Consider the following 26,227-nt stretch of genomic DNA (forward strand, 5'->3'; position numbering starts at 1 on the left):
TGCGGCGGCAGGAAGGTTTCCAGCGCCGGGATCAGGACTTCCGGCTCCAGCGACTTGGGCAGGCAGCCGGAGAAACCCGCGCGGCGCAGGGCGGCGCAGCCGTCGGTCACCGGCAGGGCGCTGGCCGCGAGGACGGGGATATGGCGCGTGGCCGGCGCGGCGCGCAGCGCGGCAACGACGCCCAGCCCGTCCAGCTTGGGCAGGTGCAGGTCGCACAGGATCAGGTCCGGCTGTTCGCTGGCCGCCATGGCCACGCCCATCTCGCCATCCGTGGCGCACAGCGGCTGGTGGCCGAAGGCCTGCAGCAGGTAGGTCATCAGGTCCATATTGACCTGGTTGTCTTCGATGATCAGGACGCGTGCCGACATTTGAGCGCCAGCGTGAAAGTGCTGCCCTTACCGAAATCGCTGCTGAAGAACAGCGAGCCGCCCAGCAGGTTGGCCAGGTTCTGGCTCAGGTAGAGGCCCAGGCCCGCGCCTTCCACATGGCGGGTCGAGGTGCTGTCCAACTGGGAGAAGGCCTGGAACAGCTTGGCCTGGTCCTCCGGCTTGATGCCGCTGCCGCTGTCGATCACGCTGAATTCGGTGATCTGCTGGCCCTTGTCGTCGCTGCGCTCGACGAGCGTCAGCTTGACCATGCCTTTTTCCGTGAACTTGATGGCGTTGTTGGCCAGGTTGATCAGGATCTGGGCCAGGGCACGGCGGTCGGTCTGCAGGATGATCGGCTGTTCGGGCAGCTCGATGAAGACTTCCAGGCCTTTTTGCGCGGCCAGCGGACGCAGGGTGTCGGCCACTTCGCCCATCAGCTGCTGGCAGTGCACCGGCTCCAGCGACAGGGTGACCTTGCCGGCTTCGATCTTGGCCACGTCCAGGATGTCGTTGATCAGGGACAGCAGGTGGCGCGCGCTGGAACGGATGGTGTTCAGCTGGCGGTCCTGTTCATCGGTCAGCGGGCCGGGGAGCTTCATCAGCAGCGCGCCGGTGAAGCCGATGATGGCGTTCAGCGGCGTGCGCAGCTCGTGCGACATATTGGCGATGAAGGCCGACTTCATGCGGCTCGCCTCGGCCAGCTCCAGGTTCTTCAGCGCGATTTCGCGGTTGATGGTTTCCAGCTCGCCGGCGTGGTGCGCCAGGCGCATATTCAGCTCGATCACCTGCCGCTCGCGCGCCTGCAGCTCGCTGTTGACCTGCACCGCCTGCTCGTAGGTTGAGATCAGCAGGTCGAGGATCTGCTGGCGTTCGGCGTTGATGAAGTGCTTCTGGTCGCCCAGGTAGAGGGCGATGCCGACCTCCATGCTGGAATTCTTGCGCAGCTTCTGGTTCACCAGCATCTGGCCGATGCGGTTCAGCAGGTAGTCCTCGGCGTAGGGCTTGCGGATGAAGTTATCGGCGCCGCATTCGATGCCGCGGATGATGTCTTTGGGGTCGGTCAGCGAGGTGACCAGGATCACCGGCACGTCGCGCAGCGCCGGTTCGGACTTGATGGCGCGGCACAGCTCATAGCCGTTCATTTCCGGCATGACAATGTCCGACAGCACCAGGTGCGGCTTGCGCTCGCGGATTTCCGCCAGGGCCAGTTTGCCATTCGCGGCCACCCTGGCGCGATAGCCGGATGACTGGATCAGCCGGCGCAGGCGCTCGGCCTGGGTCGGGCTGTCTTCCACGATGAGCACTTCCAGCTCTTCGGGCGCGAGATCGTAACTGGAGTCCAAAACACCTCCGAAATGGTTGGGTGTTCAGACTATACCGTTTTTTTAGCCGCCTTGGAAACCGCCGTCACGGTAGGTGATGACCAGGGTGTCGCGGTGGCCATGCCCGGACAGGGGCTGGATCGGGGTGGATTCATGGATGACAGCCGCATCGTCCAGCAGCAGCATGGTCCAGGGCTCGGTCATGGTGAAGCGGCGGCCGTTCGGGCCGTCGGCCTCGAACACCCGGGTTTCGCCGCCCTTGATGCCATGGCGGCCGACCAGCAGCACGGCCACGAAGTCGACGCCGTCGCGGTGCGCACCCTCGGGCGTGGGGCGGCCGATGCCGTCGGTGGTGTCGATGCGGAACTGGTGGGCTTCCACGTACCAGGGGGCCTGGCCGCGCACCTGGCCGCAGGCGCGGCCGATGGCGGCCACCAGCTTGCTCCAGGCGGGATTGGCGACGGTGGCCGGGTCGATCGGCTCGAACAGGCGGCGCATGCCGCCGTGCAGGGCGTTGTACTCGACCGGCTGCCAGTGGGCGCGGTGCGGGGTCTGGTCCAGGGCCACGCCGTCCTGCACGAAGCAGGAGTGGCGGCGGCGGCGGTAGCGGCCGCCGTCTTTCAGGTAGTTGTCGGAGGCCAGGTGGTCCCAGCTCGGTACCAGGGAATTCAGTTCGTCCACGGTGCAGCCGGCCAGGCTGGCTACGTCGGCGGGCTTGAGCAGGGCATAGCCGGCGCTGCGCAGGGTGTGGATCAATTGTGGCAAGGGCGTCATCATGCCCTTATTGTACTTAGAACGCGCTGGTCACGCTGAAGCGGAAGGATCGGGACTCGATCGGGTGGAAGTGGATGTCCGCCCTGGCCTCCGGTTCGCCTTTCAGGCGCGACTCGTAGAAGTAGTCGATGGCGGAGACCTTCCGGTTGGCCAGGTTGAAGCCTTCCAGCTCCAGGGTGGTGCCGGCGGACAGCTTGTAGGCCAGGCGGCCGTTGAGGGTGGCGCTGGCTTTCGAGCGGACGGAATTGTCTTCCACCAGCGGGCGCGGGCCGAACCAGCGCAGGCGCAGGGCGCCGGACCAGGGACCGGCGGGCGTGAAGGTGGCGGCCAGCTGGGCCACGCCTTCCACGGCGCCGGGGATGCGGTCGCCTTCGGCGGTCGCTGAACGGCGGAAGCGGCCGCGCGCGAAGGCCAGGTCGGCGTCCAGCGACAGCCACTTCACCGGCTTGTAGTAGTTGGAGAATTCAATGCCATGGCGGCGGCTCGGGCGGCCCGCTTCCGTGCTGCCGGCGTCGCCCAGGTAGACCAGTTCGGAATCGAAGTCCAGGCGGTAGATGGCCAGCACGGTTTGCAGGCCTTTGACCGCCTCGCTGCGCAGGCCGAATTCCAGGCCGCGCGAGCGGGCCAGCGGAGTGGCCGGGTCGAGCGCCTGGGTCACGCCGCGCGCATCGTTGCTGTGGAAGCCGCGGCCGGCGTTCAGGTAGACCTCGGTGCGCGACCAGGGGCCGAAGGCCAGGCTGATGCTCGGGCTGGCCAGGGTGGCGTCGGCCCGCGCGGCGCCTCCGCCGACAGCGAAGCGGTAGCGGTCCAGCCGCAGGCCGGCCTCGCCGCGCAGCCACGGCGTCACGCGCAGGTGCTGCTCGAGATACAGCGCGGCGCTGGTTTCGACGATATGGTCGGCGCGCACGGTCTCCAGCACCTGGCGCGCCTCGGTGTGCTGCAAGGCGTTGAAGATATTGTCGTTCTGCGCCTGCACACCGAGCGTGGTGCTCCACGCCATGTCGTCCATGTGGTCATGCCAGCTGTGGCTCGCCTCAAAGCCGCTGGTGACGCGGCGGTCGGGCTGCGCGAACTGGTCGCCGTGGACCGGATCGTCCAGGAAGTAGGTGAAGTTGGAGAACAGCTCCAACCGGTTGTTGATGATGTAGGCGTTGGCGCGGGTGGTCTGCTTCTCATCGCTGCGCGCCCAGGCGGCCGACAGGCTGTAGCGGCGCGCCTGGCCGCCATCGGTCAGGTCGAGCCCATCGAAGCGCCCCAGCAAGCCGCTATCGACCGCCCGCTGCGGGATCTGGTCGGTGGCGTTCCACGCGCCGCGATAGGCCATGGCGGTGACGGTGTAGCCGTTGTTCGCAAAACCGGCGCTGTAGCGCAGCACCGCATTCAGTTTGCGGAAATTGTCGCCGCGCGTGAACGGCCCGTCGTTATGCGCCGCCTCCAGCGCGTAGGTCAGCGCGCCACCCGCAACGGCATCGGCCTCGCGCGTCCCGGCGAGCAGCACGCGGCCGTAGCCGCCGTGGCCGGCGGTCATGCTGGCCTGGTCTTGCGGCAAACGGCTCGCGTAGTTGATCGCCGTGGCGCCAGCGGAGGAGAAGTCCCCCGTGCTGGCGTTATACGGCCCCTTGTTGTAATCCAGCCGAGCAACCAGCTCGGGGATGATGAAATTCAGGTCAGTCCAGCCTTGTCCATGCGCATGGCTGCGCTGGTTGACCGGCATGCCGTCAACGGTGGTGCGCAGATCGGTGCCATGGTCAAGGTTGAACCCACGCAGGTAGAACTGGTTAGCCTTGCCCTCGCCGCTATGCTGGCTGGCGACCAGGCCCGGCGTCGCCTCCAGCAATTCGCCGGGGCGGTAGATGGTGCGGGCTTCGAGCTGGCGGGCGGAGACGCTGCCCATGCCCGCCGAATCGGCCACGCCAACCTGCGACGCACGCGCGCCCTCAATCAGCACGCGCTGCATGAAAGGATCATCGGCGACAGCAGCCGCCGGCACGAGCAGACCGGCCAGCGCGCAGGCTGGCAACGGCGCCCCCTTAAGGAAGCGGCTGTTCACGGCGGTCGCGATTGAAGATGATGGAAGCGGCAGGGCGGCCAAAGCCGCTGACGTTGACGTTATTGACTTGCTGCGGCAGGAAGTCAGTCAGCACCGCATCCAGCAGCACCGCACCCTCGGGCAGCGAGGTTTTCTCGATTTCCTGGAACACGTTGATGCTGTCCGCAGTAGCCTGCATGCCGACCCATTGCAGCGGCAAAGGCTTGCCGTTGGCGGAAATGCGGAACTGCTTCTCGATATAGCGACGGAACACGGCCTGATCCTCCTCCACCCCAAGGTCAAAGTGGCGCTGGTACAGGTTCATCAACAGCGCCTCCACATCATGCGCTGTATATGTATGAACCACTTCCGTGTTGCCCGAACGTGGGTTGAAGCTGATCTCCGTCAAACCCACGTGAAAATTATGTGCTTGCACGGCGGCGCTGCAGGCAAGCAGCGCCGCCGCGAGGACGGCTTTGAAACGCATCATTCCTTCTTGGCTTCTTCCGATGCAGGCTTCTCATCCTTCTTCTTCAGCGGAGTCTTGAAGTCCTTCATCATGTTCTCGCCGCCGGTGCGCGACTTGAACAGCTCCAGGCGCGAAGGCGTGATCTTGCGCGGCCAGGCGTTGTTGGACTGGTCGATGTCGGCGGTTTCCCAGTAAGGGTCATGCACCAGCGACACCAGCGGCTCGTCGGTCACGATGATCTTGGTGACCTTCTTCGGCGAATAGCGCCACACTTCGGCCGGAATGCGCTCGATGTACTTCTTGCCCGACTTCAGCTCGATCTGCAGGATCAACGGGGTGACCAGGCCGCCCACGTTGGAGAAGTCCACCAGGTACAGGTGCTTGCCCTGCGCCAGCAGGTCTTTTTCCCACTGTTCCAGGTCGGCGGTCTGCTCGGCGTACTTGTTGCGGTCGACATTGGTGACGGTGAAGTCATCGTGCTCGTTGTAGAAGTCCTTCAGCTCCGGCTGCTGGTCCACCTTGCGCACCATGCCCTTATTGCGCTGGTCGATCAGGGAGATCGGCTCGCCGTCGCGCTGCGCCTTCTTCCACGCTTTTTCGATTTCCGGATTCTTGGTGCTCACACCGTATTCGGTGATGCCGTCGATCGCCACATCCACCGGATCGGTGGTGTAGAACCAGCCGCGCCAGAACCAGTCAAGGTCGGTGCCCGAAGCGTCTTCCATGGTGCGGAAGAAGTCAGCCGGGGTAGGGCGCTTGAACTTCCAGCGGCGCGCGTACTCGCGGAAAGCGTAGTCGAACAGCTCGCGGCCCAGCACCGTTTCACGCAGCACGTTCAGCGCGGCGGCAGGCTTGGCGTAAGCATTGTTGCCGAACTGGAGCAGCGACTCCGAGTTGGTCATGATCGGCACCTGGTTCTTCGAACGCATGTAGTCCACGATGAAGCGCGGATCGCCGCGGCCGGCCGGGTAGTCCTCTTCCCATGCCTCCTGGGCCAGCGACTGCACGAAGGTGTTCAGGCCCTCGTCCATCCAGGTCCACTGGCGCTCATCGCTGTTGATGATCATCGGGTAGTAGTTGTGGCCCACCTCGTGGATCACCACACCGATCAGGCCATACTTGGCGCGCTTGGTGTAGGTGATTTCACCGGTCTTCTTATCCTTCACAGGACGCGGACCGTTGAACGAGATCATCGGATACTCCATGCCGCCCACCGGACCGTTGACCGAAATCGCAGTCGGGTAAGGGTAGTCGAAGCTGTACTTGTTGTACTGCTCGATGGTGTGCACGATGGCCGCGGTCGAATACTTCTCCCACAGCGGATTGCCTTCTTTCGGATAGTAGGACATGGCCATCACATTGGTGCCGTCCTTCTTGTAGCCCTGCGCGTCCCAGATGAACTTACGCGAAGAAGCCCAGGCGAAGTCGCGCACGTTCTTGGCCTTGAAGTGCCAGGTCTTGGTGCCCTTGGCCACGGTCTTTTCGGCCGCTTCCGCTTCCGCCTGGGTCACGATGATGACCGGGGTCTTGCTGGTGCGCGCTTTGGCCAGGCGGTCGCGCTGCGCGGCGGTCAGCACCTCGCCAGGGTTTTGCAGTTCGCCGGTGGAGGCCACGATGTGGTCGGCCGGCACGGTGATCTGCACGTCGTAGTCGCCGAATTCCAGCGTGAACTCGCCGGAGCCCAGGAACTGCTTGTGCTGCCAGCCGTAGACGTCGTAGTAAGCCGCCATGCGCGGGAACCACTGCGCGATCTCGAACAGCGCGTTCTTATCCTCAGCGAAGTACTCGTAGCCGGAACGGCCGCCCAGCACCTTCTGCTCATTGATCTTGTACGACCAGTCGATCGAGAAGGTGAACTTCTCGCCCGGCTTCAGCGGCTGCTGCAGGTCGATACGCATCATGGTCTGGTTGACGGTGAACTTCAGCGGCGCACCGCCGGCAGCCTTCACCGCCCCGATCTTGAAACCGCCGTCGAAATCGCGGCCGGCCAGGATATTGCGCAGGCCCTCGAACTTCATGCCCTCCTCATCGCTGCGCGCACGGCCCCAGGCTTCGCGCGACGGCGCGGTCATGGTCATGCGGGCGTCCGAGTTGGACTTATAGATGTTCTGGTCCAGCTGCAGCCACAGGTAGTGCAGGGTATCCGGAGAATTGTTGTGGTAGGTGACCTGGCCGCTGCCGCTGATCGCGCGGTTGGCCTCATCCAGCGTAGCGCGGATGGTGTAATCCGCCCGCTGCTGCCAATAAGCATGGCCCGGCGCGCCGGAAGCGGTGCGGTACTGGTTGGCGGAAGGCAGCAGCTCTTCGAGCTGGCGGAATTTATCATCGAATGGCTCGGCGGCGAACGCCGTGGCCGTCAGGCAAAGGGCAGCTAAACCCACGTGAAAACGCTTCATCAAATCCCCAGGAGTGTTTTAATAAATGCTGGGCAATTCTAGTGGAGCTTGCTCAAGAACACTTAATTTATTTGTAAAAAGGTTGATACAAAAAGTCGGGGTCATGTCTGACATTCGGACACGGGCCCAGCCGTAGGGCTTGCCTACGGCTGGGCCCGTGTCCGAATGTCAGACATGACCCCGACTTTTCTTGTGTTTTACTTCAAACGGAATTTCAACTCTTGGCCCGCCTGACGCATGGCGCTCTGGGTACCCGGCACCTTGCTCAGCACATTCAGCAGGCCGAAATCGTGGATCATGCCGTTGTAGCGGATGGTGGTGGTTTCCACGCCGGCCGCGTCCAGCTTCTTGCCGTAGGCTTCACCCTCATCGCGCAGCACGTCGAATTCGGCGGTCTGGATCAGGGTTGGCGGCAGGCCTTTCAGCTGCTCGGTCGTAGCTTGCAAAGGAGAAGCGTAGATTTCTTTGCGCTTGGCCAGATCGGTGGTGTAGCTGTCCCAGAACCATTTCATCGCATTGCGGGTCAGGAAGTGGCCGTCGGCAAACTGCTGGTAGGAAGCGTTGTCGAAGTTGGCATCGGTCACCGGCCACAGCAGCACTTGCGCCCGCAGCTTCGGCTGGCCCTGGTCTTTCGCCATCAGCGCCACCACCGCCGCCATATTGCCGCCGACGCTATTGCCGGCCACAGCCAGGCGCGAACCATCGACATTGATTTCCTTGCCGTTTTTAGCGACCCATTTGGTCGCGCCGTAAGCCTGCTTGATCGCCACCCCGTAGCCCGCTTCCGGCGAAGGAGTGTAGTCAACGAAAACCGCCGCCGCGCCAGAGTTCACCACCAGGTCGCGCACCAGGCGCTCGTGGGTAGGGAAGTCGCCCAGCACCCAGCCGCCGCCGTGGAAGAACATGAAGACCGGCAGGGTACCCTTGGCGCCGGCCGGGCGCACCACGTGCAGCCTGATCTTTTCACCGTCGACATCGATTACTTTCGACGACACATCCGCCGCCGGCAGTTGAGCGCCTTTCTGCGCACCGACCAGCACTTGACGCGCATCGGCCGGGCTCAGCGACTCCAGCGGCGCCCCGCCTTCAATGGCTTTCAGGAATTGCGCAGTCTGAGGCTCAACGCCAGGCAGGCTGGCAGCGAACGACGAAGCAGCAAACAGGGACAGTGCGGAAGCGGCGATAACGTTTTTCATGATCAAACTCCTTTGTTGGCGATTAAATAGTGTGCTATTTATTTGATTTTAGAAAAAAATGTCCACTTTTGTTCCTGACCCCAAGATGGACATTTTTTACTTTCAAGCATTGTTCATCAGGCTGGTGCGCAGGACGGAGAGTTCGCGTTGCAGGCGGATCACCTGGTCCAGGTCGCAACCGCTGGCGCCCAATACGCAGGCGGGCAGCTTGGCACCCTCGGCCCGTAAGGCGCTGCCTTGCGGGGTCAGGGCAATGATTACCTGGCGTTCGTCTTGCGGACAGCGCGTCCGGGTAATCAGCTCGGCGGCTTCCATCCGCTTCAGCAGCGGTGTCAGTGTGGCCGAGTCGAGGAAGAGGCGGTCGCCCAAGGCTGACACCGTTTGCTCATCCTGTTCCCACAACACCATCATTACCAGGTATTGCGAGTAGGTCAGGCCCAGCTTGCGCAGCAGCTTGCGGTACAGCTTGTTCATCGCCAGCGAAGTCGAGTACAAGGCGAAGCACAGTTGCTGATCCAGCTTGGGTACCTGCTCCAGAGGGTTGGTTTTCGTATCCATGTGGGCAGTATAGATAGCGCGCGATCTAATTGCAAGCTAATTTTATCGCCGACCTTGCTTCACGACCTCTGATTGACTATGGTTAAAGTGCCCGTAACCTGCGCTGGGCAAAAGGGGATGACAATGAATCAAATGAATCACTATCATTCTGGCGCTTTTCCGGTACCCGACCAGCGCGGCCTTGAGCCCGTACTGTTCCTGGTGGAACTGGATCCGCAACGCGTCGTCGATGGCGTGCGCTATGACGACAATTACCTCGCCGATGATGTGATGGCCTGCGGCACCATGCGCGAAACCTGCCCCATTTGCGAGGAAGGCCACCTGCAACTGGTATTGCGTCAGAAAAATGTGCGGGTAGCGCATCTGTTCTGTATCGAATGCACACGTTGTTTTGGCGCATTCTTGCCGGATGGCTCGCCTGCACTCGCTGACTGAACATTCCGTGCGGTATCATGCCGCAATGACTAGTCCAAAGAAAAAGCCGCTGCTGCTGATCGTTGACGGATCGGCCGGCCACCTGCAACAGCTCAGCCATTTATTGGAAGACCAGTACGCCGTGCGTGTGGTGGGCGATTGCGGCACCGCGCTCGCCACCGCCCAGCAATTGCCGCGCCCCGACCTGATCCTGGTCGACGTGGTGCAGGACGGCTTTGCCGTCTGCCAGAGCCTGCGCAGCAATCCCGATACGGCCAGCATCCCCCTGATCGCGATGATCGAGCGCGGTCAGCCCGAACTGGAAAGCCGCGCCTTTGCCGAGGGCATGTCCGACGTGCTGGCGCGGCCGCTGGTGCCGGAACTGCTGCGTGCGCGCATCGCCACCCATGTGCAGCTGCGCCAGGCGCGCGCCCAGGTGCAGCGCCAGCGCGGCCAGCTCAGCGAACTGGGCCAGATGGCCGATGCCGCCGTGTGGGCCATCGCCAGCCTGGCCGAGCTGCGCGACGAGGAAGACCCGTCCCACCTGCGCCGCATCCAGCATATCGTGGTAGCGCTGGCGCGCCGCCTGCAGGGCAACCCGCGCTTCGCCGATGAGCTGGTCGAGCCGCACATCCCGCTGCTGTTCAAGGCCGCGCCGCTGCACGATATCGGCAAGGTGCGCATCCCGGATGCCATCCTGCTCAAGCCGGGTCGCCTGACGCCCGAAGAATTCGAAGTGATGAAGCAGCACACCACCCACGGCCGCGACGCCATTGTCGGGGTGGAGCGCGAGCTGGGCTTCTCGAACGCCTTCCTGCGCTTCGCGCGCGAAATCACTTATAGCCACCAGGAACGCTTTGACGGTTCCGGCTACCCGCAGGGGCTGGCTGGCGATGCGATCCCGGTCTCGGCGCGCCTGGTCGCGGTGGCCGATGTGTACGACGCGCTGGTCTCCGAGCGGGTCTACCGCCCGGCCTTTACGCATGAGACAGCAATCGAGCTGATCCGCCAGGGCAGCGGCGAGCAGTTCGATCCGGACGTGGTCGATGCCTTGCTGGCGGCCGAGGAAGACGTGATGGAAATCGCCGCCCGCTACCAAAGTACAACGGACTAGGCGCGCAAAGCGTTTCCCAGGCGTATTGTGCGTTTTCCCTATGCTATAGTCTTCCAATAGTCCCGTCCGGAGCAAGCATGCGCATACACGGATACCTGGCCTTCATCGTCGGTATTTGCGTTACCGTGTGGGTCTGCATGTTCGTTGTGGATGTGCAGGACCGCCAAACCAAAGAAGCCTTCCAGCGCGATACGCAAAAGATCGCGCGCGACACCCAGGTCCGCCTGCAAACCTATTTCGACATGCTGCTTAGTATTAAGGGCGTGTTCGCGGTCGATGACGATGTTTCGCGTCTGGAGTTCAGCCGCTATGTGCGCGAGCTGGACCTGAAGCGGCGCTACCCCGGTTTCCAGGCCATCCAGTTCGTGCGGCGGGTGCCATCCAGCCAGCTGGAGACTTATGCCGCGCGCATCCGCGCCGACGACAGCCTGCAAAGCGGCGGCTACCCCGACTACAAGATCCATCCAGTATCGGTGCGGCCGGAGCACTACCTGATCGAATACAACGAGCCGATGAAGGGCAACGAGAATGCCTTCGGCCTCGACCTGGCAGCGCTACCGCCGCATTACCAGGCGCTCCAGCTGGGTAAAGCCACCGGCCGCGTGGTGGCCACCGAACGTATCACCCTGGTGCAGGATGCCAGCGGCCAGCCGGGCTTTGTGGCGCGCGCACCGATCTACAAGCGCGGCGCCTCGCTGTTGACCGAGGCGGAGCGCGATGCCGCCCTGGTCGGCTTTGTCGCCATCGTCTTCCGCGTCAACGATCTGATGTCGGAGGTGATCGACAGCCCCATGCTGCAGCACCTGTACGTGAGCATCAACGATGTCGGCTACGCGCGCGATGGCGGCAACTGGCAGCCGTCTGTCGATAACCTGATGTTCGACAGCTTTGGCAAGGTCGGTTCCGGCCAGCGCTTGCCGCCACTGCCAGGCTTGGTCGCCAAGATCCCGCTCGATGTGGGCGAGCGCCGCTGGATCATGAGCTTCGAAGGCCACCAGGGCGAGCGCTATGGCCGCGACATGATGCTGATCACCGTGATCGGCATTGCGGGCTTCATCATCAGCGCCCTGATCGGCGCGCAGATCATGACCTTGCAGCGCCGCCGTGTGCTGGCGCAGAAGCTGCGCGTTACCGCCGACGAATTGCGCGCCCTGCAGGATAGCGCCATCGTCGGCATCGGCCTGTTTGCCAATGGCGTCATCGTCCGCTGCAACAGCGGGCTGGAAGAGATGATGGGGTATAAATCCGGCGAGTTGGCCGGGCGCGCCTGCTCGGTGCTGACCTCCGGCCTGAGCGACCCGTTCAGCAATGTGGGCGACGGCGCGAATATGCATTTCGAGCTGGAACTGGCCGGCGCCAACGGCAAAAAGCTGTGGTGCATGGTGAACGGGCGCTTGCTGGATCCGAAAGATGCGCGCAAGGGCTGCGTCTGGGTCATCATCGACATCACCGAACGCAAACAGGCCGAGGCGGCGCTGGTCGATACCAAGCATGGCCTGGAACGCAGCCTGAACGAGCTGGCGCTCCAAAAGGCCAATGTGGAACTGGCGCACAAGGACCTGTCGGCGGTGCTGCTGACGCTGAAGCAGGCGCAGGCCAGCCTGATCACCTCCGAAAAAATGGCATCGCTCGGCGCGCTGGTGGCCGGCATTGCGCACGAGCTGAATACGCCGATCGGGAACAGCCTGCTGACGGCCACCGCCCTGAGCGATATGTGCAAGGAGTTCGAGCGGCAGCTGGGCGAAGGCGGCATCAAGCGGTCGGCGCTCGACATCCACCTGAAGGATGCGCGCATGGCCTGCTCGATCATCACCAATTCGCTGACGCGCGCGGCGGACCTGATCCACTCCTTCAAGCAGGTGGCGGTGGACCAGACTTCCGACAAGCGTCGCGCCTTCAACCTGTATGGCGTGGTGCACGACACGCTGGCCACCTATTCGGCCCAACTGCGGCGCGCCAACTGCGAAGTGAAGATCTCCATGCCGGAGACGGTGAACTTTATTTCCTATCCTGGCAGCGTTGGCCAGGTGCTGAGCAACCTGATCCAGAACGCGCTGATGCACGCGTTTGAGGGCCGCGACCATGGCTTGCTGACCATCAGCGTGGCCGAGGTGGATGAACACACGGTGGAGCTGCGCTTTGCCGACGACGGCATCGGCATGAATGCACGCACGCTGCACCAGATTTATGATCCGTTCTTTACCACCAAGATGGGGCAGGGTGGTTCGGGGCTGGGCATGAACATCGTCTACAACCTGGTCACCGGCATCCTGCGCGGCACCATCCAGATTGATTCCGAGCCCGGCAAGGGCACCATGGTGACACTCACGCTGCCGCGCAAAGTGCCGGCCAAGGAAGAACTATCCGAGCACGACTTGCTGCACGCGCAGTGAGTTGTCGGCCACCAAACGCCGCTCCCAGAGTTCCTTCAAACGAGGATCCTCGTCAACACGCCTGACGACCGGCGCCATTTTTGGCGCTTCCGCAAAGAACCGCTCACGCCAGGGACCGAAGCGCGAAACCACCGCAACGTACAAATCGAGCACCGTGAGCTCATCGCCCAGCAAGTAGCCCGCAGGCGCCAGTTGCGCATCCATCGCGCGCCAGCAGAATGCAATCCGTTCATGGACTGCATTGACGACATCGTCCCGCGCACTTTGCGGGGCACCGATCCTGCCGACATCCGGCTTAATCCAGTGCAGCGAGTAGATCGCCGACGAGACAAAGAACATCCATCGCAAGAACTGCGCGCGCTTTGGATCATCCAGCGCCGGCGCCAGCTTCGCAGCTGGATTCGCATCGGCCAGATAAATCAGAATGGCCGCGCTCTCCGTCAATACCTCGCCGTCCGGCAGGATCAAGGTCGGCACCTGCCGCATCGCATTCTGTTCTTCAACGCACGCGCGTGCAGCCTCCGACGACCAGGTCTCGCCCTCGATCAGCCTGAAAGGAATTCCGAGCAGTGTCAGCGCCGCTTCAACGGCCACCGAACCGGAAGCCGCCGCACCGTAAAGTACGCATTCCCCGGTGGCCACAAACGCCTCAGCGCTCGCCGCGGCGCTTGGAAATCAACAGCCCGGCGCCAAAGCCAATCGCGATACCCAACCCAATGCCCAGCGCCAGGTTACCCATGGAAATGCCGATAGCCGTGCCAATCGCCACACCAACGCCCATCCCGGCGCCAATGAATTTTTGAGGTTTCTTTTGTTCAGACATGCCATCTCTCCGAAGTAAGGTTAAGTAGCCACCGTCGCAAGTCTATCTCACGAAGCGCAGCCTATTGCTTGCAATGTTCCCGAATTCGTCAGCCGTGAGCGGGACTTTGGTGCGGAATATCTCCCACCCGCGACGGACGCTACCCCCAGGAGGGCTCAGATCCGAGCCATAGAGCACGCGCCCCACGCCCACTTGCCGGATGCGCTGCGCCACAAGCTGCGCTTCAGGCGGCGTGATTTCTTCAGTGACGTTGGTCGCCACATCAATATACAGGTTCCGCATCTGCGGAGCCTTGCGTTCAGCCGCATCTGCAAATACCGCCATCGCTTCATCATTCTGAGCCGGATATCCCGGCCCCGCACCGCCCATGTGTGCAACGATGACCTCGATATCCGGCGCCATCGGCACGACCTTGTCCAGGAATACCCGCACATCCTCTGCGCCATAGCTGGTCCCGCCGCGAGCACGCATATGCACCAGTACCGGCGCACCACGCCGCTGCGCCAGCCCGAATACACCCTGCACGGTAGCCAGGTGCGCCGCATCGCGCAAGCTGATGCCGCTGTTGCCAAGATGGAGCTTGATGCCCACCATGCCGGCCAGCCCCAGACAGCGCTCAAGTTCCTGCAGCGCCGCCGCGCGCAAGGGATTCGCGCTGCAAAAACCAATCAGCCGCGCCGAATTCTTCACCACCTCAGTAGAAGTCCAATCATTCTGCTCCCTCGTCAGCCGATCCGGATCAAGCAATCCTTTACGCTCGTCCGCGAAGCTATAGCCAACAGAAAGCACGACAGAGCGCTCAATACCCGCCGCATCAAGATCCCGCACCAGCGCGGTTCCATCCCGCTCCGGCAGCTTCACGATTGGCGAGAAAGCAGGGCTTACCAGGTGCTGGTGATAATCCACAAGCGGTGTAGTGCGAGGCGCTGCGCAAGCAGTGAAGAGTAGGCAGGCCGAGAGAGTAAAAATGAGCTTCACACGTATCACAATGAATTGTCCTGAACTTCAGTCAGCAGCCACTTGAGTTTTAGCTTGCGTTGATACCCCGGCCAAGCAGCGTAGACATCTACGCAGATAGCGGAAAGGATGGCGATGGAAAGTTTGCAACCACGCATAGGAATTGGCTGGGCGGACCAGGCATGAAGGGGTGAACCCCTCGGGCGGTACAAACGTAGTCCATCCATCCGCCACTTTATCGCCCGCGAATTTGAGTACTTGCAGGTGATATCCCCTGCCACCGCGCTCCAAGGCTATCGTCCAATTGCTCCCCTGTCGGCAGCCGCCGAAAAACCGCACCATCGGTGTTGAATCGTAAACGACATCCGTCGCATTGAAGGGACCTCCTTGAGGCGAGATTTCCCCGCCAACAGACTTTGAAGCCTGCGCGCGTATTTCGGCAGGTAGGTCCGACCAGGAGATATCGGGCGTGCAGACGCGTTCCTCTGCCTGGCTAAGGTAAAGAGCTAAAAGTATCTGCGCTAGCATTAGGTGGCGCCAAGCCAATGTATCGATTTTGCAAGTATGCCTCTAATGCCCAGGGAGGTCAAAGAGCTGTCGCCCCATGAACCAGAATGCTGATAAATGACGCTGCATTGATATCGTGAGCGACCTTTTTGCTGGCCAGTGAAAAGTTGAATGTAGAAGGAAACTCCTCGCCACCAAGACCGTCGGATATTGCATCCGGAAGGAAGTTACGCAACTTGAGCCCGCGGGTGAAAGAGGGCGATTGCATCCATTCATAGAAATCGGGATCCTGGAATGGAAGCGCGCCTTCCGACAAAGAGCGGTCCCTATGCGCCTTCCAGCGTGATGCTTCGCCGGCCAAGCCACCTACTTGCAAGATCCCTGGCCGCCTGAACGTCAGCAGTTTGGAGAGCGATTTCGTCACCTCCTCCGCCTGATATGCGTCGAGCAGCGCATTAAGCACTTTCTCAGCTGTTTGTACCTGGAGGTTGGTGAGTGAAGACGGCTTAACGCCACGCATCGAACCCTCGCCAAAAGCTTCCGCGAGAACAATCCATGCTTTTTGCTGTGAGCTATTCATTGCTTACCCCCTAGTGAGTGGTCTTCGCCGCATTGATCACTTCCTCACGCAGCATGAGCCACGTCCTTCCCGAAGAAACATCGATCATTTCAACTGACGTGATCTTGCTGTTGTTCAGCATGATTTCCGCAATCTCTTCAAGCTCATCAACAAGCACCGGATTGATGCCTTTCTGGCCCGACTGAAGCATCGGCTCCGCTCTTTTCACAAACTCTGCCGCCAGGCGCCGCTCGTGAACATAAGCCGTTACCTTACCCTCCAGGCTAGCGGCATATCGCTTTGAAATTTCGCGCCAGATGTCGCCCGTCAAGCTGCTCTGAGTCTTGCCAAACTGCTTGGAGTACAGCTCAAGAAAGCCCTCTTCCTTGAGGAGCATTTCCAGAGATACCAGGCCTTTGCCGCGCGCTACAACCTCGGCCGGCCTGGCGCCAATTTGAGACCAGAGAATAGCCTTACCCGAAGGAACATTGAATTTGATCTTGCCGATATAGGCCATCCATCCCGCACGGGTGGACTCACCCACGGCGGCCAATTGGGAAACCTTGGGCGCCGGCCGTGCGCGCATCAGAAGAATGAGGAGCGTATTAATCCCGATGATCGTGACGAAGGAGGCGAACGCTTGCCCCGCGCGATCAAACTCGTCCTGGCTGCTTGCATTGATTGCCAGCGAGTAGAAGCTCTTCGCATGACTCGCTGCTTCGATCGCGTCCTGACCGATCGTTGCGATGACAACGGTTCCAACCAGGATGTCGGCCGCAAAGCCAATGCCAAATGCATGCGCGGCCCCAATAGCCAGCAACGAACCGGCAATGACCGCCATGCTTTCATAAGTGAGAAGTGGCGCAAGACGTTGCTTGACGTCGGAGGGCAGAAGCGGCATCCCGCATTGAGCTGCCAGCAGAAGACGGGCGGCGACGTCTGTGGGCAAGTTGACAGTTTTCCCAGACTTCAGATGCGCGCCGGATACCGGGCCAGGCACAGCGTGACAGGTAAGGGCACTGGTGCCGCTATCCATCCATGTTGGACCGACTTTCGACGTGCAAATGGGGCCAGGCTGTCTCGGCATGATTCGCTCCGCGCTACCTCAAGATCTGAAGTATGGCAGCTAAAGAGCGAAAGTCCAGACGCGCACATGAAACGCAGCTTGCCAGTAGCTATAGTAATGCTAGTGTTGGCGCTGCGTGAATTCTGACCCACTCTGCTGATTGAAATTTGACCCAGGGCGGACATTGCCATTCTTTCCGGCAACTGTGGATAAGTGTAACAAAAAAGACAAGGGTGCCAGCGTTTTGCGCTGACACCCTTGTCTGGGTCTGACATCGCGGTTAATGGTATAAACGATTTATATTATTACTCAGATGGCGTGACTTCGTTGCTTCGACTGCGCTTTTGCTCCCGTTGGCGAATTCTTCCTTTAGCTGCCATGCTGCTATGTTGGAATCGATAGGATTCATTGCCGGTTTCAACGATGTGGCAGTGGTGGGTCAGGCGATCCAACAATGCTGTCGTCATCTTGGCATCGCCAAATACACCGGACCATTCCGCAAAGTTCAGATTAGTCGTGATGACGACACTGGTGTGTTCGTACAGCTTTGACAAAAGATGGAACAGCAGTGCTCCTCCGGCCTGGCTGAAAGGCAGATATCCTAGCTCGTCGAGAACCACCAGATCCACACGCTGTAGCACCGCCGCCAGTCGTCCCGCTTTGCCGTCGCGTTTCTCGCGTTCCAGTGTGTTGACCAAATCAACCGTTGAGAAGAATCGGGCTCGCTTCGCGTAGTTAGTGATCCCCGATATGGCGATGGCGGTCGCCAAGTGGGTCTTGCCGGTTCCGGGGCCGCCGACCAGAACAACATTTTGAGCGCTCTCAGTAAAGGCCAGTGTCCCCAGCTGCCGTATCAACTTCTGATCCACTCGTGAAGCTTCAAAATCAAAGCCAGCCAAGTCGCGATGCACTGGGAACTTTGCCACATGCATCTGGTGACGAACAGTGCGCATTGCTCGATCAGTGGTCTCAGCGTGCAATAGGTGCTCTAGCAGCCAACTGCTTGTTTCCAATGTGGCGCCTCCTTTGGCGACCAGTTCTCTCCAAGCTAAAGCCATGCCGTGCAGGCGCAAGCCCTTGAGTTCAACAGAAAGGTCACGCATGATCGTCCTCCGATTGAGCCAGTTCCCGCAGATTGTCGTAGCGCGCAGCATCGGCAAGCGGCGCCTCTGTTAGTTGCAGAGCCGTGGCAGCGCCTGGAGGTTGAGGGGTGCTGTGCAGCCTGGCGAGTACGTTTTCGACGTGTTCAACAGACAGGACACCTGATTCGACGACCAGTTCTGCTGCCACCAGCACGGCATCAAGTCCGGAGGCTGGGATGGCGGCCAGCACCTGCGCCATCAGTCGATCACCGCCGGGATGGCGGAGCAAGCCTTGTCGTAATTTCTGCAAGGGGGCAGGCAGGTCGCCAAACGGCGCTCCATTGCGCAACGCACCAGGCTTGCGTTCGATCAGAGAGATGTAATGCTGCCAGTCGTAACGCACGTCGCCGCGATCGGTAATTCGGACATGGCTGGCGACGATGGTGTCGCTAGCGGCAACGCAGACCCGATTAGGGTACAGGCGGGCGCTGACCACTTGGCCGGCCAACTCACAAGGCACGGAATAGCGATTGCGCGCTACAGTTACAAGGCAGGTTGAAGACACGCGCACCGACTGTTCGACGTACCCATCGAAAGGCGCTGGCATGGGCATCATGTGCAGTTGCTCTTGTTCCAGCATTTCCGCGACAGTGAATTCCCGGTGCTCTGGATGGCGCAGCTCTTGCCATAAAGCCCGGCAGCGATCACCTAGCCAAGTGTTGAGTTCCTCGAACGAGCCGAAACGACGGTTGCGGGCATCGATCCAGATTCTGCGCCGGCTGTCTTGGACGTTTTTCTCCACCACGCCCTTTTCCCAGCCAGCAGCGGTGTTACAAAAGTCCGGATCGAACAGGTAGTGCGCGCACATGACGGCGAATCTGGCGTTGACGATGCGCCCCTTGCCTTTGTTGACCTTGTCGACCGCTGTTTTCATGTTGTCGTAAATGCCGCGCCGGGCAACCCCGCCAAGTGCTGCCAGGCAGCGCGCATGGGCATCGAACAGCATCTCGTGGCCTTGGCTTGGATAGGCCACAAGCCAGAAGGCCCGACTGGCGCACAGCTTCATGTGGGCCACTTGCAGCTTTCGATAAACGCCGCCGATAACAATACCTTCCTCGCTCCAGTCGAACTGGAAGGCATCGCCTAGCTCGAATTGCAGTGGCACGAAGGCCTTAGGTTTTTTGCCTTCTTGCTGGCGCCATTCCCGGATGAACTTCGTTACCTGCGGATAGCAGCCGTTGTAGCCGGCGGAGCGGATCTGTGCAAATAATGCCTTCGCCGTCCGGCGTTCGTGCTTCGGGCGGTGCGCGTCGGCTTTCAACGCCTGGATTATCGAATCTCGATAGGGATCAATCTTGAGTGGGGCTGGACGCCGCTGATACTTCGGCGCTGCCTTAGGATCGGGCTTGCGCAGCCAGGCCCGGATGGTATTGCGGGACAGACCGGTGCGTTTCGCTATTTCGTGCAGTGAGAGCTTATCGCGCAGGTGCATGCGGCGGATCTTGCCTAACATTTCCATGGTGATCACCTATTAATCTCCTGCCTAAGTTATGGGCAGGGGTAGTAGAACACCTGGGTCAGTTTTCGATCAGCACACAGCGTCTAGGTGGGTCAATTTTCGGTCAGCGCCAACATCCGCCCAACGTGACAAGTAACTGGCTGCCGGAACGCGCAGCGTGGAGGCAGTCCAGTTGACTGCATGGTTAGCCATTTCGCCAGTCCTGTTCGATCATCTTGGTTAAGTCAACGTACAGCGACATCGGAAAGGGATGCTCAACCCACATCTCCAGATAGCCGTTTTCACCGTGCGTCTCAAGTAATTTTGCCGCGGCTGATTGGACCGCCTTCGCGAAATCAATGGGCTGGCATCGGAATTTGAGCAACGACTCTCCCTCCGAATTCGGTTTCCATCCACACAACTCTTGGAACTCAATTATTTCAACTTCTATTTCATTTGGTCGGGGACTAATCAACACCCAGCGATATTCACCGGGCTCTTCGTCAAATCCAAACGACACCGAATTGAATCCAGTCAATGCACCATTTGCAGCAAGAATCAAGTTTCGAAGCGCATTGGAAAGGTATGAAGCGCTTATCTCACAACGCTTATCTTCAACAGATATAACGCAGTCGGCCCATCCCTTCCCTGTAAGTTGATAATCGATCTCAAGCTTCATATTGGCTAACGTGATTGCTCAGCGGCGTGCGGAAGCGGGCAATGCCCGCTGTAGCGCGTCCGCTGGAGCGAAAGGTTAGGGAAATAGATTACCAAGGCTTCCACCATTTGCGTTTGGTAGTTGAGCCTTCTGGTGTTGGCTCGTCATCTTTGTAGCGTTCAGGCTCCGAGATTTCGATGCCCGATAGCCGCATTGCAGCCCGTACGTCTGAGTGAATGTCCTCAACATCAAACGGATCCATATCTTGTTTCACAAAGATTGAAAGTAGTTCGCTTGTGAAGTCGATTCGAAGCTCACGATCGGGAATGTTGGACTGAATCGACGGCCAAATTTCAACGAAGAGTTTGCTTCCGGAGCGCCAGCTCATTCCTTCTCCTAACGTGTGCGATAACCGGCGGCTGGAGCGCGCAGCGCGGAAGCCGTCCGGTTGATTAATAGGTTAGAGCGCATTTCGTAACTTTCCCTCGAACTCTAGCCAAGAATCTGCAATTGGCGTAGCGACGTCTGGAGCCATACCGATGAATGGCAAGCATACGACTTTTCCATCGACCGACAAGGCGAACATTTCTCCGCCGCCGCTGGTGCCGAAGCCCAAGAAGCCAGGCGCGTATTCAGCTACTTCGTAGTCGGAGTTGTAGGCTTCAATCTCACCAAGCGGCCAAAACTCACACGCAAAAGGATTTTCATCGAGATCGCAGCAAAGCGGCTTTCCCTCAGCGTGATACGACAGCAGTTCCTTAGGTACGCTCAACATAAACTCTAACGTTGGACGTAACCGGCCGTAGCAGCGCGAAGCGATGCGGAGGTCCGGTTGACGGAATGGTTGGGCGAATTGTGGCAAGCTCTAATCATTTGTACCCCTAACCCTCGGCCTTCGCCTCGGAGACGGCATTAGCCAGTTCTTCATCATACAGCTCCGTGTCGTCCGTGAACCCAGAAGCAATGCGTCGGTCAGCCTCCGGCAGAACCAAAGCCAGCGCAACGCGCTGGCGAATGAAAGTGGCGAGCGCATAGTTCGAGATGGCACCCACCGGAACCGCCCAATTCAAGCGACACCTTTCAATCAAGCTTGAATTGAAATTCGGCTCGACCCAAGGGCCTTCAACATCAGCAACGGAGCGCGTTTCCATTTAAGCGGCCCAACGTGGTGCTCAGCGGCGTGCGGAAGCGGGCATCGCCCGCTGTAGCACGTCCGCTGGAGCTAGATGTTGGACACGCGCGTGAACTGGCCGCGAAGAACCAGGCGACAGCGTGTCCGCGAATGCGCCCGCACGAACGCCAGCAAACCGCGCGTGCAGGCCCCTGCCACCAAACTGAGAACCGCCAGCGGCCCGAACGCGGACACTAGCCGTGCTGGCTGATTTGCCAACGGCCCAAGTGCCGAACGAAGTGGTCGAAGTCTGCATCATGTTCAAAGCGATGACCAACGTAAAGTGGACGTCAAAATGACGTTTTTCCGATTTAGGAGTATGACGGCTAACGCGCCAAACGCCAATCAACTACCTTTGTTGCTGGCGGATTCTGTCAAAACGCTGCCTAAATGCGGGCGGAAGGCGTCACCGTCGAAACACAAGTAACTATTCATCGAGAAGTTACAAAGAAAAAGGGCATGAATTTCTTCATGCCCTTTTGCGTTCGAGGTGAGGCCGCTTACATGCAATACCGCTCACGCAGCAGCTTCAACATCGCCACATTCTGATCCCACGCATTGCTCACCGGCTGCGCGGTGTAGGGCAGGGTGAAGGTGTACGGCGCGGGTCCGAATTCTGGCGTCAAGGTCATACGCTCGGCGCCGGCATTGCGGCGCAGTTCGACGATGCGGTCCCACCATGCCAGGTGTGCCTTAAGCGCGTCGGCGTTCTCCGGTGCGCGGAAGTCGGCGACTTGCGGACCTTGCGGGTGGCCGACGCGGGCGTGGATGTGGCGTACCTGCGGTAGCACGCGCGCCAGCATCGGCTCCTGGTCTTCCAGCAGCGATTCGCAGGCCACGCACCAGTGCGAGAGGTCGGCATTCAGCTGCAGCTGCGGCAGGCGGTCAAGGTAGGGCAGCAGCAGCATTGGATGGCCGCTGAAGCGGCTGCGGTGGATTTCGTGCACTACCGGCACGCCGTACTCTTTCGAGATATCGGCGGCGAGCGCGATCAGTTCTTCGTTCTGCTGCGGCGTGTACCAGTCCTTGCCGGTGTGCGAGTTGACCAGCACCGGCTGCACTTCGCAGGCGTTGCGCAGCAGCTCGCCGAGCGCCTGTTTGTGGGCGGCGAAGTCGCTGTGGAACACTGTCTCCCATTGGGCGACAATCAAATCCAGCCCGGCGTTGGCGATCTTGTAGACCCAGTTGTCGCGCTGTGCGCGGTCCAGCGGCAGCGACATTTCGATGCCGTCGAAGCCTGCTTCCTTTACCTTGGCGATGAAGACGTCCGGCGGCAGGTCGTTGCTGCCCCAGTGCGGTGCGAAGATGCTGATTTTCACAGGAAGCCTCGCACAGGGAAGGAGGCGTCGCGCTGGATCCAGTTACGCTTGGAGTATTCGGTGCGGCCGTCGGTCACGTGCAGGGTGTAGGCGTGGCGCGAGATTGGCGAGCGGTTCGGGGCGCTGTAGTGCGGCAGCAGGCCGTGGAAGCAGACCAGCGAGCCGGCCTTGCATTCGAGCGGCACGGCGGTGGCGTCGGTCGGCCATGGGGTGCTGTCCAGTTTTTCCACGCTGACCTTGTCGCCTTCGCGGATGAAGCGTTCGCGCAGGGGCGAGCGGTGGCCGCCCGGCTCTGCCCACATGCAGCCGTTTTCCAGCGTGGCGTCTTCCAGCGCGAACCAGAAGGTGGTGACGCTGATCGGGGTGGTGTCGAAGTAAGTGGCGTCCTGGTGCCAGCGTACCTCGCCGCCAATGCCGGGCTGCTTGAAGATGTACATGGACTGCCATACCTGCGGTTCGGCCAGGCCAATGTCGCGGGCGATCTGCTCCAGGCGTGCGTCGGCGGTGAAGGCGCGGAAGGCTGGGTCCAGGTCGTGCATGGCGTGGCCGATCTTGTTGATCGACAGTTCCTTGGCTTGTTTCAGCTGGCCGTCCGGGCCGAAGGCTTCTTCTTCAAAGAAGCAGCGCACGGTGTTGTCGGAGGCGAGGAAGTAGTCGTCGGCTTTCTTCTCTTGTTCCTTGGTGGTGAAGATGCCTTGGGAGACGGCCGGGTCGAAGTCGTTCACGACTTGCGCGGCGCGGGCGCGCAGGGCGGCAATTTCGGCGGCGGTCTTGAAGCCGGGGATGACGATGAAGCCATCTTTGGCGTATTGGGCTTTCTGAGCGTCGGTCAGCATGGGAAGTGCTCCTTTTCTTAATGTAGATCATTGTAGGGAAGCGATTGGTTGCGAACAATGCGCAAACAGTTGACACATTGTTTCCAATATGGAGACAATCAAGGCTATGGACCAGCTCAAGGCAATGGAAATCTTCGTGGAGGTGGCGCGTCAGCGCAGCTTCAGCGGCGCGGCGCGCCGGCTGGGGATGTCGCGCGCCATGGTGAGCAAGCATGTGATCGCACTGGAGGAGAAGCTGAATGCGCGCCTGCTGCACCGCTCCACGCGCGACGTGAGCCTGACCGATGTGGGGCAGGCTTACCTGGAGCCTTGTGCGCTGGCGGTGCTGCAAGCGCAGGAGGCGGCGCGGGTGGTCACGCATGCCGGCATTGAGCTGGCGGGGCCGCTGCGGATCCAGGCGCCTTCCAGTTTTGGCAGCGAGTGGCTGGCGGATGCGGTGGCGCGTTTCAGCCTGCCGCACCCGCAGCTGGCGCCTTTGCTGCACGTGGATGATGCGCTGCTTGATCCGATCGAGCATGGCTTTGACCTGACCATCCGTGTGGGCGGCATCCCGGATAGCCGCGCGCTGGCGATTCGGCCGTTGGCGCCTTGCCGGGGCGTGCTGTGCGCTTCGCCTGCCTATCTGGCGCGGGCGGGGCGGCCGGAATCGCCGGAAGACCTGCATCGTCACCAGTGCCTGCATTTCAGCCATCTGACGGGTGGTGTGGCCTGGCACTTTGCGCGCGGCGAGGAGCAGACGACGGTGCGGGTTGCGCCGTCGTTCACGGCGAATAATGGCCTGGTGCTGCAGCACGCTGCGCTGCGCGGGCTGGGTATTGTCTACACCACCACCTTCCTGGCCTGGCGCGACATTATCGAGGGGCGCCTGGTGCCGGTGCTGCAGGGCTGGGAGCTGCCGTTGAACCACTTGAGCGCTTTGTACCCGGCCACGCGCCAGCTATCGCCGAAGGTGAGGGCGCTGATCGATTTCCTGGTGGAGGAGTATCAGCCGGTGCCGCCCTGGGATCGCGCACTGGCGGAAGCGGGATTGCTAAATATATAATCTCGGGATGATTCAATCCCGTCTTCAAAACGTGGATGCCTTGCGTGGCTTTGCGCTGCTGGGCATCCTGGCTGTAAATGTCTGGGCCTTCGCCGATCCCTACTACCGCAGCGGTACCGAAAATACGCATTATGCGAGCCTGTTGGATCAGCTTGTGCGCTTTGCGGTGGGGCTGCTTTTTGAGGGCAAATTCTATTTGCTGTTCTCGCTCCTGTTTGGCTATAGCTTTTCTTTGCAGCTGGATGCGGCGCAGCGTGCCGATACAAGCTTCAAGGCGCGCATGCTGCGTCGTGGCCTGGGCCTGTTCGGTCTAGGCGTGCTGCATGGATGCCTGTTGTTTGATGGCGATATCCTGAACAGCTATGGCTTGCTTAGCATCGTTCTGCTCGCATGGCACCACCTGCCGCCGCGTCGGGCAATCAAGCGAGCCATATGGCTGGTAGTGGTGTCGGCTTTATTGTTTGCTGCTTTGGGGGCAATTGCGTTCTTCATCGACGACGATCGTGCGGCGAAGGCGGCCGAACTCGGGGCGAAGCTGACGGCGTTCCACGGCAGTGCAGCGGCCGCGCAGGCTTACTTTATGGGACAGTTCCCGCTCAATCTCGCTAACCTGCCGTTTATGGGGGCAAGTTCGCTGGCGATGTTCGTGCTTGGCTACTCGGCGGGTCGTGAGCGTCTGTTGGCGCGCGTGGAGGAGTTCCGGCGTTTGCTGCCGCGCGTGTTGTGGATTGGTTTGCCGCTTGGCCTGGCTGGCGCGTTTGGTGAGGCGTTTGCCAACACCTTCTATCCATCCATGGCCAGCGGCTTGCTGGGTGTTGCGGACAATATGGTGACGGGGCCGTTCCTGACGGCTTCGTACGTTGCGCTGATGCTGATGCTGTTTGATACCGCAGCCGGCGCGCGCGTGCTGGCCGTATTGGCGCCGATGGGGCGCCTGGCCTTGAGCAATTACCTGATGCAGTCGGCGATCCTGGCCGTGCTGTTCACCGGCTATGGCTTCCGCTTGTGCGACCGCGTTCCGCCGCTGGGCGTGGTGGGCATTGTATGCGCCATCTTCTTTGGACAAATGGCGCTCAGCGCCTGGTGGATCAGGCGCCACACCTATGGCCCGGCCGAATGGCTGCTGCGCGCTATAACCAACTGGTCCTTCAGGCCATCCCGGCAACGCGCAACAATTGGGTCTTGACCTTCCAACGATAGCAATGTCTACAGTCCTCTCATCGATACTTTTGAGGAGGATTGCATGTTTCGCACACTTATTCTTGTTGCTACGCTGGCGCTGGGTGGCTGCATGTCGCCGCCGGTTGACCTGGACCTTTCGCGTGAGCGCGCCACTGTGGACCATCGCTATGCGGTGAAGGTGCGGCCGATGGGGGAACCGATCGCGCTTGGCAAGCTGCACTCGTGGGAAGTCAGCGTCAGGCAGCCGTCCGGCCAGCCGGTGACCGGCGCACGCTTCGCGGTGGATGGCGGCATGCCGCAGCATCACCACGGTCTGCCTACGCAGCCGCAGGTGACGCGCGAACTGGGTGACGGGCGTTATCTGCTGGAGGGTGTCAAATTCAGCATGTCGGGCTGGTGGGAACTCAAGCTGAAAATTGATGCTGCGCCGGGCCCCGACAAGGTGACCTTCAACCTGGTGCTGCCATGAGGCGGCTGGTTTTCTTTTGCTTCGC

General features: G+C 60.7%; 27 protein-coding genes. 6 read left to right on the forward strand and 21 right to left on the reverse strand.

What is annotated here, in order from left to right:
• From AAHE99_RS12960 to AAHE99_RS12995, 8 genes are all read right to left on the reverse strand, one after another.
• The coding region (locus AAHE99_RS12960) for a response regulator (RefSeq protein WP_342117755.1) at nucleotides 1-368 on the reverse strand (368 nt) is incomplete at its 3' end.
• Nucleotides 350-1,711: a hybrid sensor histidine kinase/response regulator gene (locus AAHE99_RS12965; RefSeq protein WP_342117757.1), complete on the reverse strand. Its 1,362-nt coding sequence runs from the start codon at nucleotides 1,709-1,711 to the stop codon at nucleotides 350-352. The genes AAHE99_RS12960 and AAHE99_RS12965, both read right to left, overlap by 19 nt.
• A gap of 42 nt (nucleotides 1,712-1,753) precedes the next feature.
• The gene (locus tag AAHE99_RS12970) at nucleotides 1,754-2,467 is read right to left on the reverse strand and encodes a 2OG-Fe dioxygenase family protein (RefSeq protein WP_342117759.1); all 714 of its coding nucleotides are present in this window, start codon (nucleotides 2,465-2,467) and stop codon (nucleotides 1,754-1,756) included.
• 13 nt (nucleotides 2,468-2,480) lie between these two features.
• Nucleotides 2,481-4,421 (reverse strand): TonB-dependent receptor, encoded by a 1,941-nt coding sequence (locus tag AAHE99_RS12975; RefSeq protein WP_446728921.1) that lies wholly within the window; start codon nucleotides 4,419-4,421, stop codon nucleotides 2,481-2,483.
• Nucleotides 4,422-4,494: 73 nt separating this feature from the next.
• A complete protein-coding gene (locus tag AAHE99_RS12980) occupies nucleotides 4,495-4,983 on the reverse strand; it encodes a DUF6702 family protein (RefSeq protein ID WP_342117762.1) in 489 nt (162 codons plus the stop codon).
• Nucleotides 4,980-7,358 carry a M1 family metallopeptidase gene (locus AAHE99_RS12985; protein ID WP_342117763.1) on the reverse strand — a complete coding sequence of 793 codons (2,379 nt, stop codon included), beginning with the start codon at nucleotides 7,356-7,358 and terminating at the stop codon, nucleotides 4,980-4,982. The genes AAHE99_RS12980 and AAHE99_RS12985 overlap by 4 nt, the downstream gene beginning before the upstream one ends.
• A 197-nt stretch (nucleotides 7,359-7,555) precedes the next feature.
• Complete coding sequence (locus AAHE99_RS12990; RefSeq protein WP_342117764.1) at nucleotides 7,556-8,554, reverse strand: alpha/beta hydrolase; 999 nt, start codon at nucleotides 8,552-8,554, stop codon at nucleotides 7,556-7,558.
• A 102-nt stretch (nucleotides 8,555-8,656) separates the two neighbouring features.
• Nucleotides 8,657-9,112 carry a MarR family winged helix-turn-helix transcriptional regulator gene (locus tag AAHE99_RS12995; RefSeq protein ID WP_342117765.1) on the reverse strand — a complete coding sequence of 152 codons (456 nt, stop codon included), beginning with the start codon at nucleotides 9,110-9,112 and terminating at the stop codon, nucleotides 8,657-8,659.
• Nucleotides 9,113-9,235: 123 nt separating this feature from the next.
• On the opposite strand from AAHE99_RS12995, the gene AAHE99_RS13000 reads away from it, so the two are divergent.
• The 3 genes from AAHE99_RS13000 (at nucleotide 9,236) to AAHE99_RS13010 (ending at nucleotide 13,033) form a co-directional block, all read left to right on the forward strand.
• Nucleotides 9,236-9,547 carry a hypothetical protein gene (locus AAHE99_RS13000; protein WP_342117766.1) on the forward strand — a complete coding sequence of 104 codons (312 nt, stop codon included), beginning with the start codon at nucleotides 9,236-9,238 and terminating at the stop codon, nucleotides 9,545-9,547.
• A gap of 25 nt (nucleotides 9,548-9,572) precedes the next feature.
• Nucleotides 9,573-10,640 carry an HD domain-containing phosphohydrolase gene (locus AAHE99_RS13005; protein ID WP_342117767.1) on the forward strand — a complete coding sequence of 356 codons (1,068 nt, stop codon included), beginning with the start codon at nucleotides 9,573-9,575 and terminating at the stop codon, nucleotides 10,638-10,640.
• A 77-nt stretch (nucleotides 10,641-10,717) separates the two neighbouring features.
• Complete coding sequence (locus AAHE99_RS13010) at nucleotides 10,718-13,033, forward strand: CHASE domain-containing protein (protein ID WP_342117769.1); 2,316 nt, start codon at nucleotides 10,718-10,720, stop codon at nucleotides 13,031-13,033.
• Here AAHE99_RS13010 and AAHE99_RS13015 read toward each other — a convergent pair.
• The 13 genes from AAHE99_RS13015 to AAHE99_RS13075 form a co-directional block, all read right to left on the reverse strand.
• The gene (locus AAHE99_RS13015) at nucleotides 13,001-13,675 is read right to left on the reverse strand and encodes a glutathione S-transferase family protein (RefSeq protein WP_342117770.1); all 675 of its coding nucleotides are present in this window, start codon (nucleotides 13,673-13,675) and stop codon (nucleotides 13,001-13,003) included. The two genes, AAHE99_RS13010 and AAHE99_RS13015, sit on opposite strands and share 33 nt — an antisense overlap.
• 7 nt (nucleotides 13,676-13,682) lie before the next feature.
• On the reverse strand, nucleotides 13,683-13,856 hold the full coding sequence (locus tag AAHE99_RS13020; RefSeq protein WP_342117771.1) for a hypothetical protein: 174 nt from the start codon (nucleotides 13,854-13,856) through the stop codon (nucleotides 13,683-13,685).
• Between the two features lie 42 nt (nucleotides 13,857-13,898).
• Nucleotides 13,899-14,762 (reverse strand): amidohydrolase family protein, encoded by an 864-nt coding sequence (locus AAHE99_RS13025; protein WP_342117772.1) that lies wholly within the window; start codon nucleotides 14,760-14,762, stop codon nucleotides 13,899-13,901.
• 637 nt (nucleotides 14,763-15,399) lie between these two features.
• Nucleotides 15,400-15,900, reverse strand: coding sequence for a hypothetical protein (locus AAHE99_RS13030; protein WP_342117773.1), 501 nt, complete (start codon nucleotides 15,898-15,900; stop codon nucleotides 15,400-15,402).
• A 10-nt stretch (nucleotides 15,901-15,910) separates the two neighbouring features.
• Entirely contained in the window at nucleotides 15,911-16,915 is a 1,005-nt protein-coding gene (locus AAHE99_RS13035; RefSeq protein WP_342117774.1) for a hypothetical protein, read from the reverse strand.
• A 335-nt stretch (nucleotides 16,916-17,250) separates the two neighbouring features.
• The gene (gene istB, locus AAHE99_RS13040; RefSeq protein WP_342117775.1) at nucleotides 17,251-18,048 is read right to left on the reverse strand and encodes an IS21-like element helper ATPase IstB; all 798 of its coding nucleotides are present in this window, start codon (nucleotides 18,046-18,048) and stop codon (nucleotides 17,251-17,253) included.
• A complete protein-coding gene (gene istA, locus AAHE99_RS13045) occupies nucleotides 18,041-19,546 on the reverse strand; it encodes an IS21 family transposase (RefSeq protein WP_342117882.1) in 1,506 nt (501 codons plus the stop codon). Before istA ends, istB begins: the two co-directional genes overlap by 8 nt.
• 184 nt (nucleotides 19,547-19,730) lie before the next feature.
• Nucleotides 19,731-20,204 (reverse strand): hypothetical protein, encoded by a 474-nt coding sequence (locus tag AAHE99_RS13050; RefSeq protein ID WP_342117776.1) that lies wholly within the window; start codon nucleotides 20,202-20,204, stop codon nucleotides 19,731-19,733.
• An 88-nt stretch (nucleotides 20,205-20,292) separates the two neighbouring features.
• Entirely contained in the window at nucleotides 20,293-20,571 is a 279-nt protein-coding gene (locus AAHE99_RS13055; RefSeq protein ID WP_342117777.1) for a hypothetical protein, read from the reverse strand.
• Between the two features lie 72 nt (nucleotides 20,572-20,643).
• Nucleotides 20,644-20,958: an SMI1/KNR4 family protein gene (locus AAHE99_RS13060; protein ID WP_342117778.1), complete on the reverse strand. Its 315-nt coding sequence runs from the start codon at nucleotides 20,956-20,958 to the stop codon at nucleotides 20,644-20,646.
• A 106-nt stretch (nucleotides 20,959-21,064) separates the two neighbouring features.
• The gene (locus tag AAHE99_RS13065; protein ID WP_342117779.1) at nucleotides 21,065-21,334 is read right to left on the reverse strand and encodes a hypothetical protein; all 270 of its coding nucleotides are present in this window, start codon (nucleotides 21,332-21,334) and stop codon (nucleotides 21,065-21,067) included.
• A gap of 520 nt (nucleotides 21,335-21,854) precedes the next feature.
• Nucleotides 21,855-22,673: a sugar phosphate isomerase/epimerase family protein gene (locus tag AAHE99_RS13070; RefSeq protein ID WP_342117780.1), complete on the reverse strand. Its 819-nt coding sequence runs from the start codon at nucleotides 22,671-22,673 to the stop codon at nucleotides 21,855-21,857.
• Nucleotides 22,670-23,509 (reverse strand): phytanoyl-CoA dioxygenase family protein, encoded by an 840-nt coding sequence (locus AAHE99_RS13075; RefSeq protein WP_342117781.1) that lies wholly within the window; start codon nucleotides 23,507-23,509, stop codon nucleotides 22,670-22,672. Before AAHE99_RS13075 ends, AAHE99_RS13070 begins: the two co-directional genes overlap by 4 nt.
• Before the next feature lie 106 nt (nucleotides 23,510-23,615).
• Here AAHE99_RS13075 and AAHE99_RS13080 point away from each other — a divergent pair, with 106 nt between their 5' ends.
• From AAHE99_RS13080 to AAHE99_RS13090, 3 genes are read left to right on the forward strand one after another with little or no spacing between them, the layout of a single operon-like run.
• Complete coding sequence (locus AAHE99_RS13080; protein WP_342117782.1) at nucleotides 23,616-24,551, forward strand: LysR family transcriptional regulator; 936 nt, start codon at nucleotides 23,616-23,618, stop codon at nucleotides 24,549-24,551.
• Nucleotides 24,552-24,558: 7 nt separating this feature from the next.
• A complete protein-coding gene (locus tag AAHE99_RS13085) occupies nucleotides 24,559-25,737 on the forward strand; it encodes a DUF418 domain-containing protein (protein WP_342117783.1) in 1,179 nt (392 codons plus the stop codon).
• 57 nt (nucleotides 25,738-25,794) lie between these two features.
• Nucleotides 25,795-26,202: a FixH family protein gene (locus AAHE99_RS13090; protein WP_342117784.1), complete on the forward strand. Its 408-nt coding sequence runs from the start codon at nucleotides 25,795-25,797 to the stop codon at nucleotides 26,200-26,202.
• The last annotated feature ends 25 nt before the right edge of the window (nucleotides 26,203-26,227 follow it).

Origin of the sequence: Pseudoduganella sp. OTU4001 (assembly GCF_038440195.1) — a bacterium.
Lineage (GTDB): Bacteria > Pseudomonadota > Gammaproteobacteria > Burkholderiales > Burkholderiaceae_D > Rugamonas.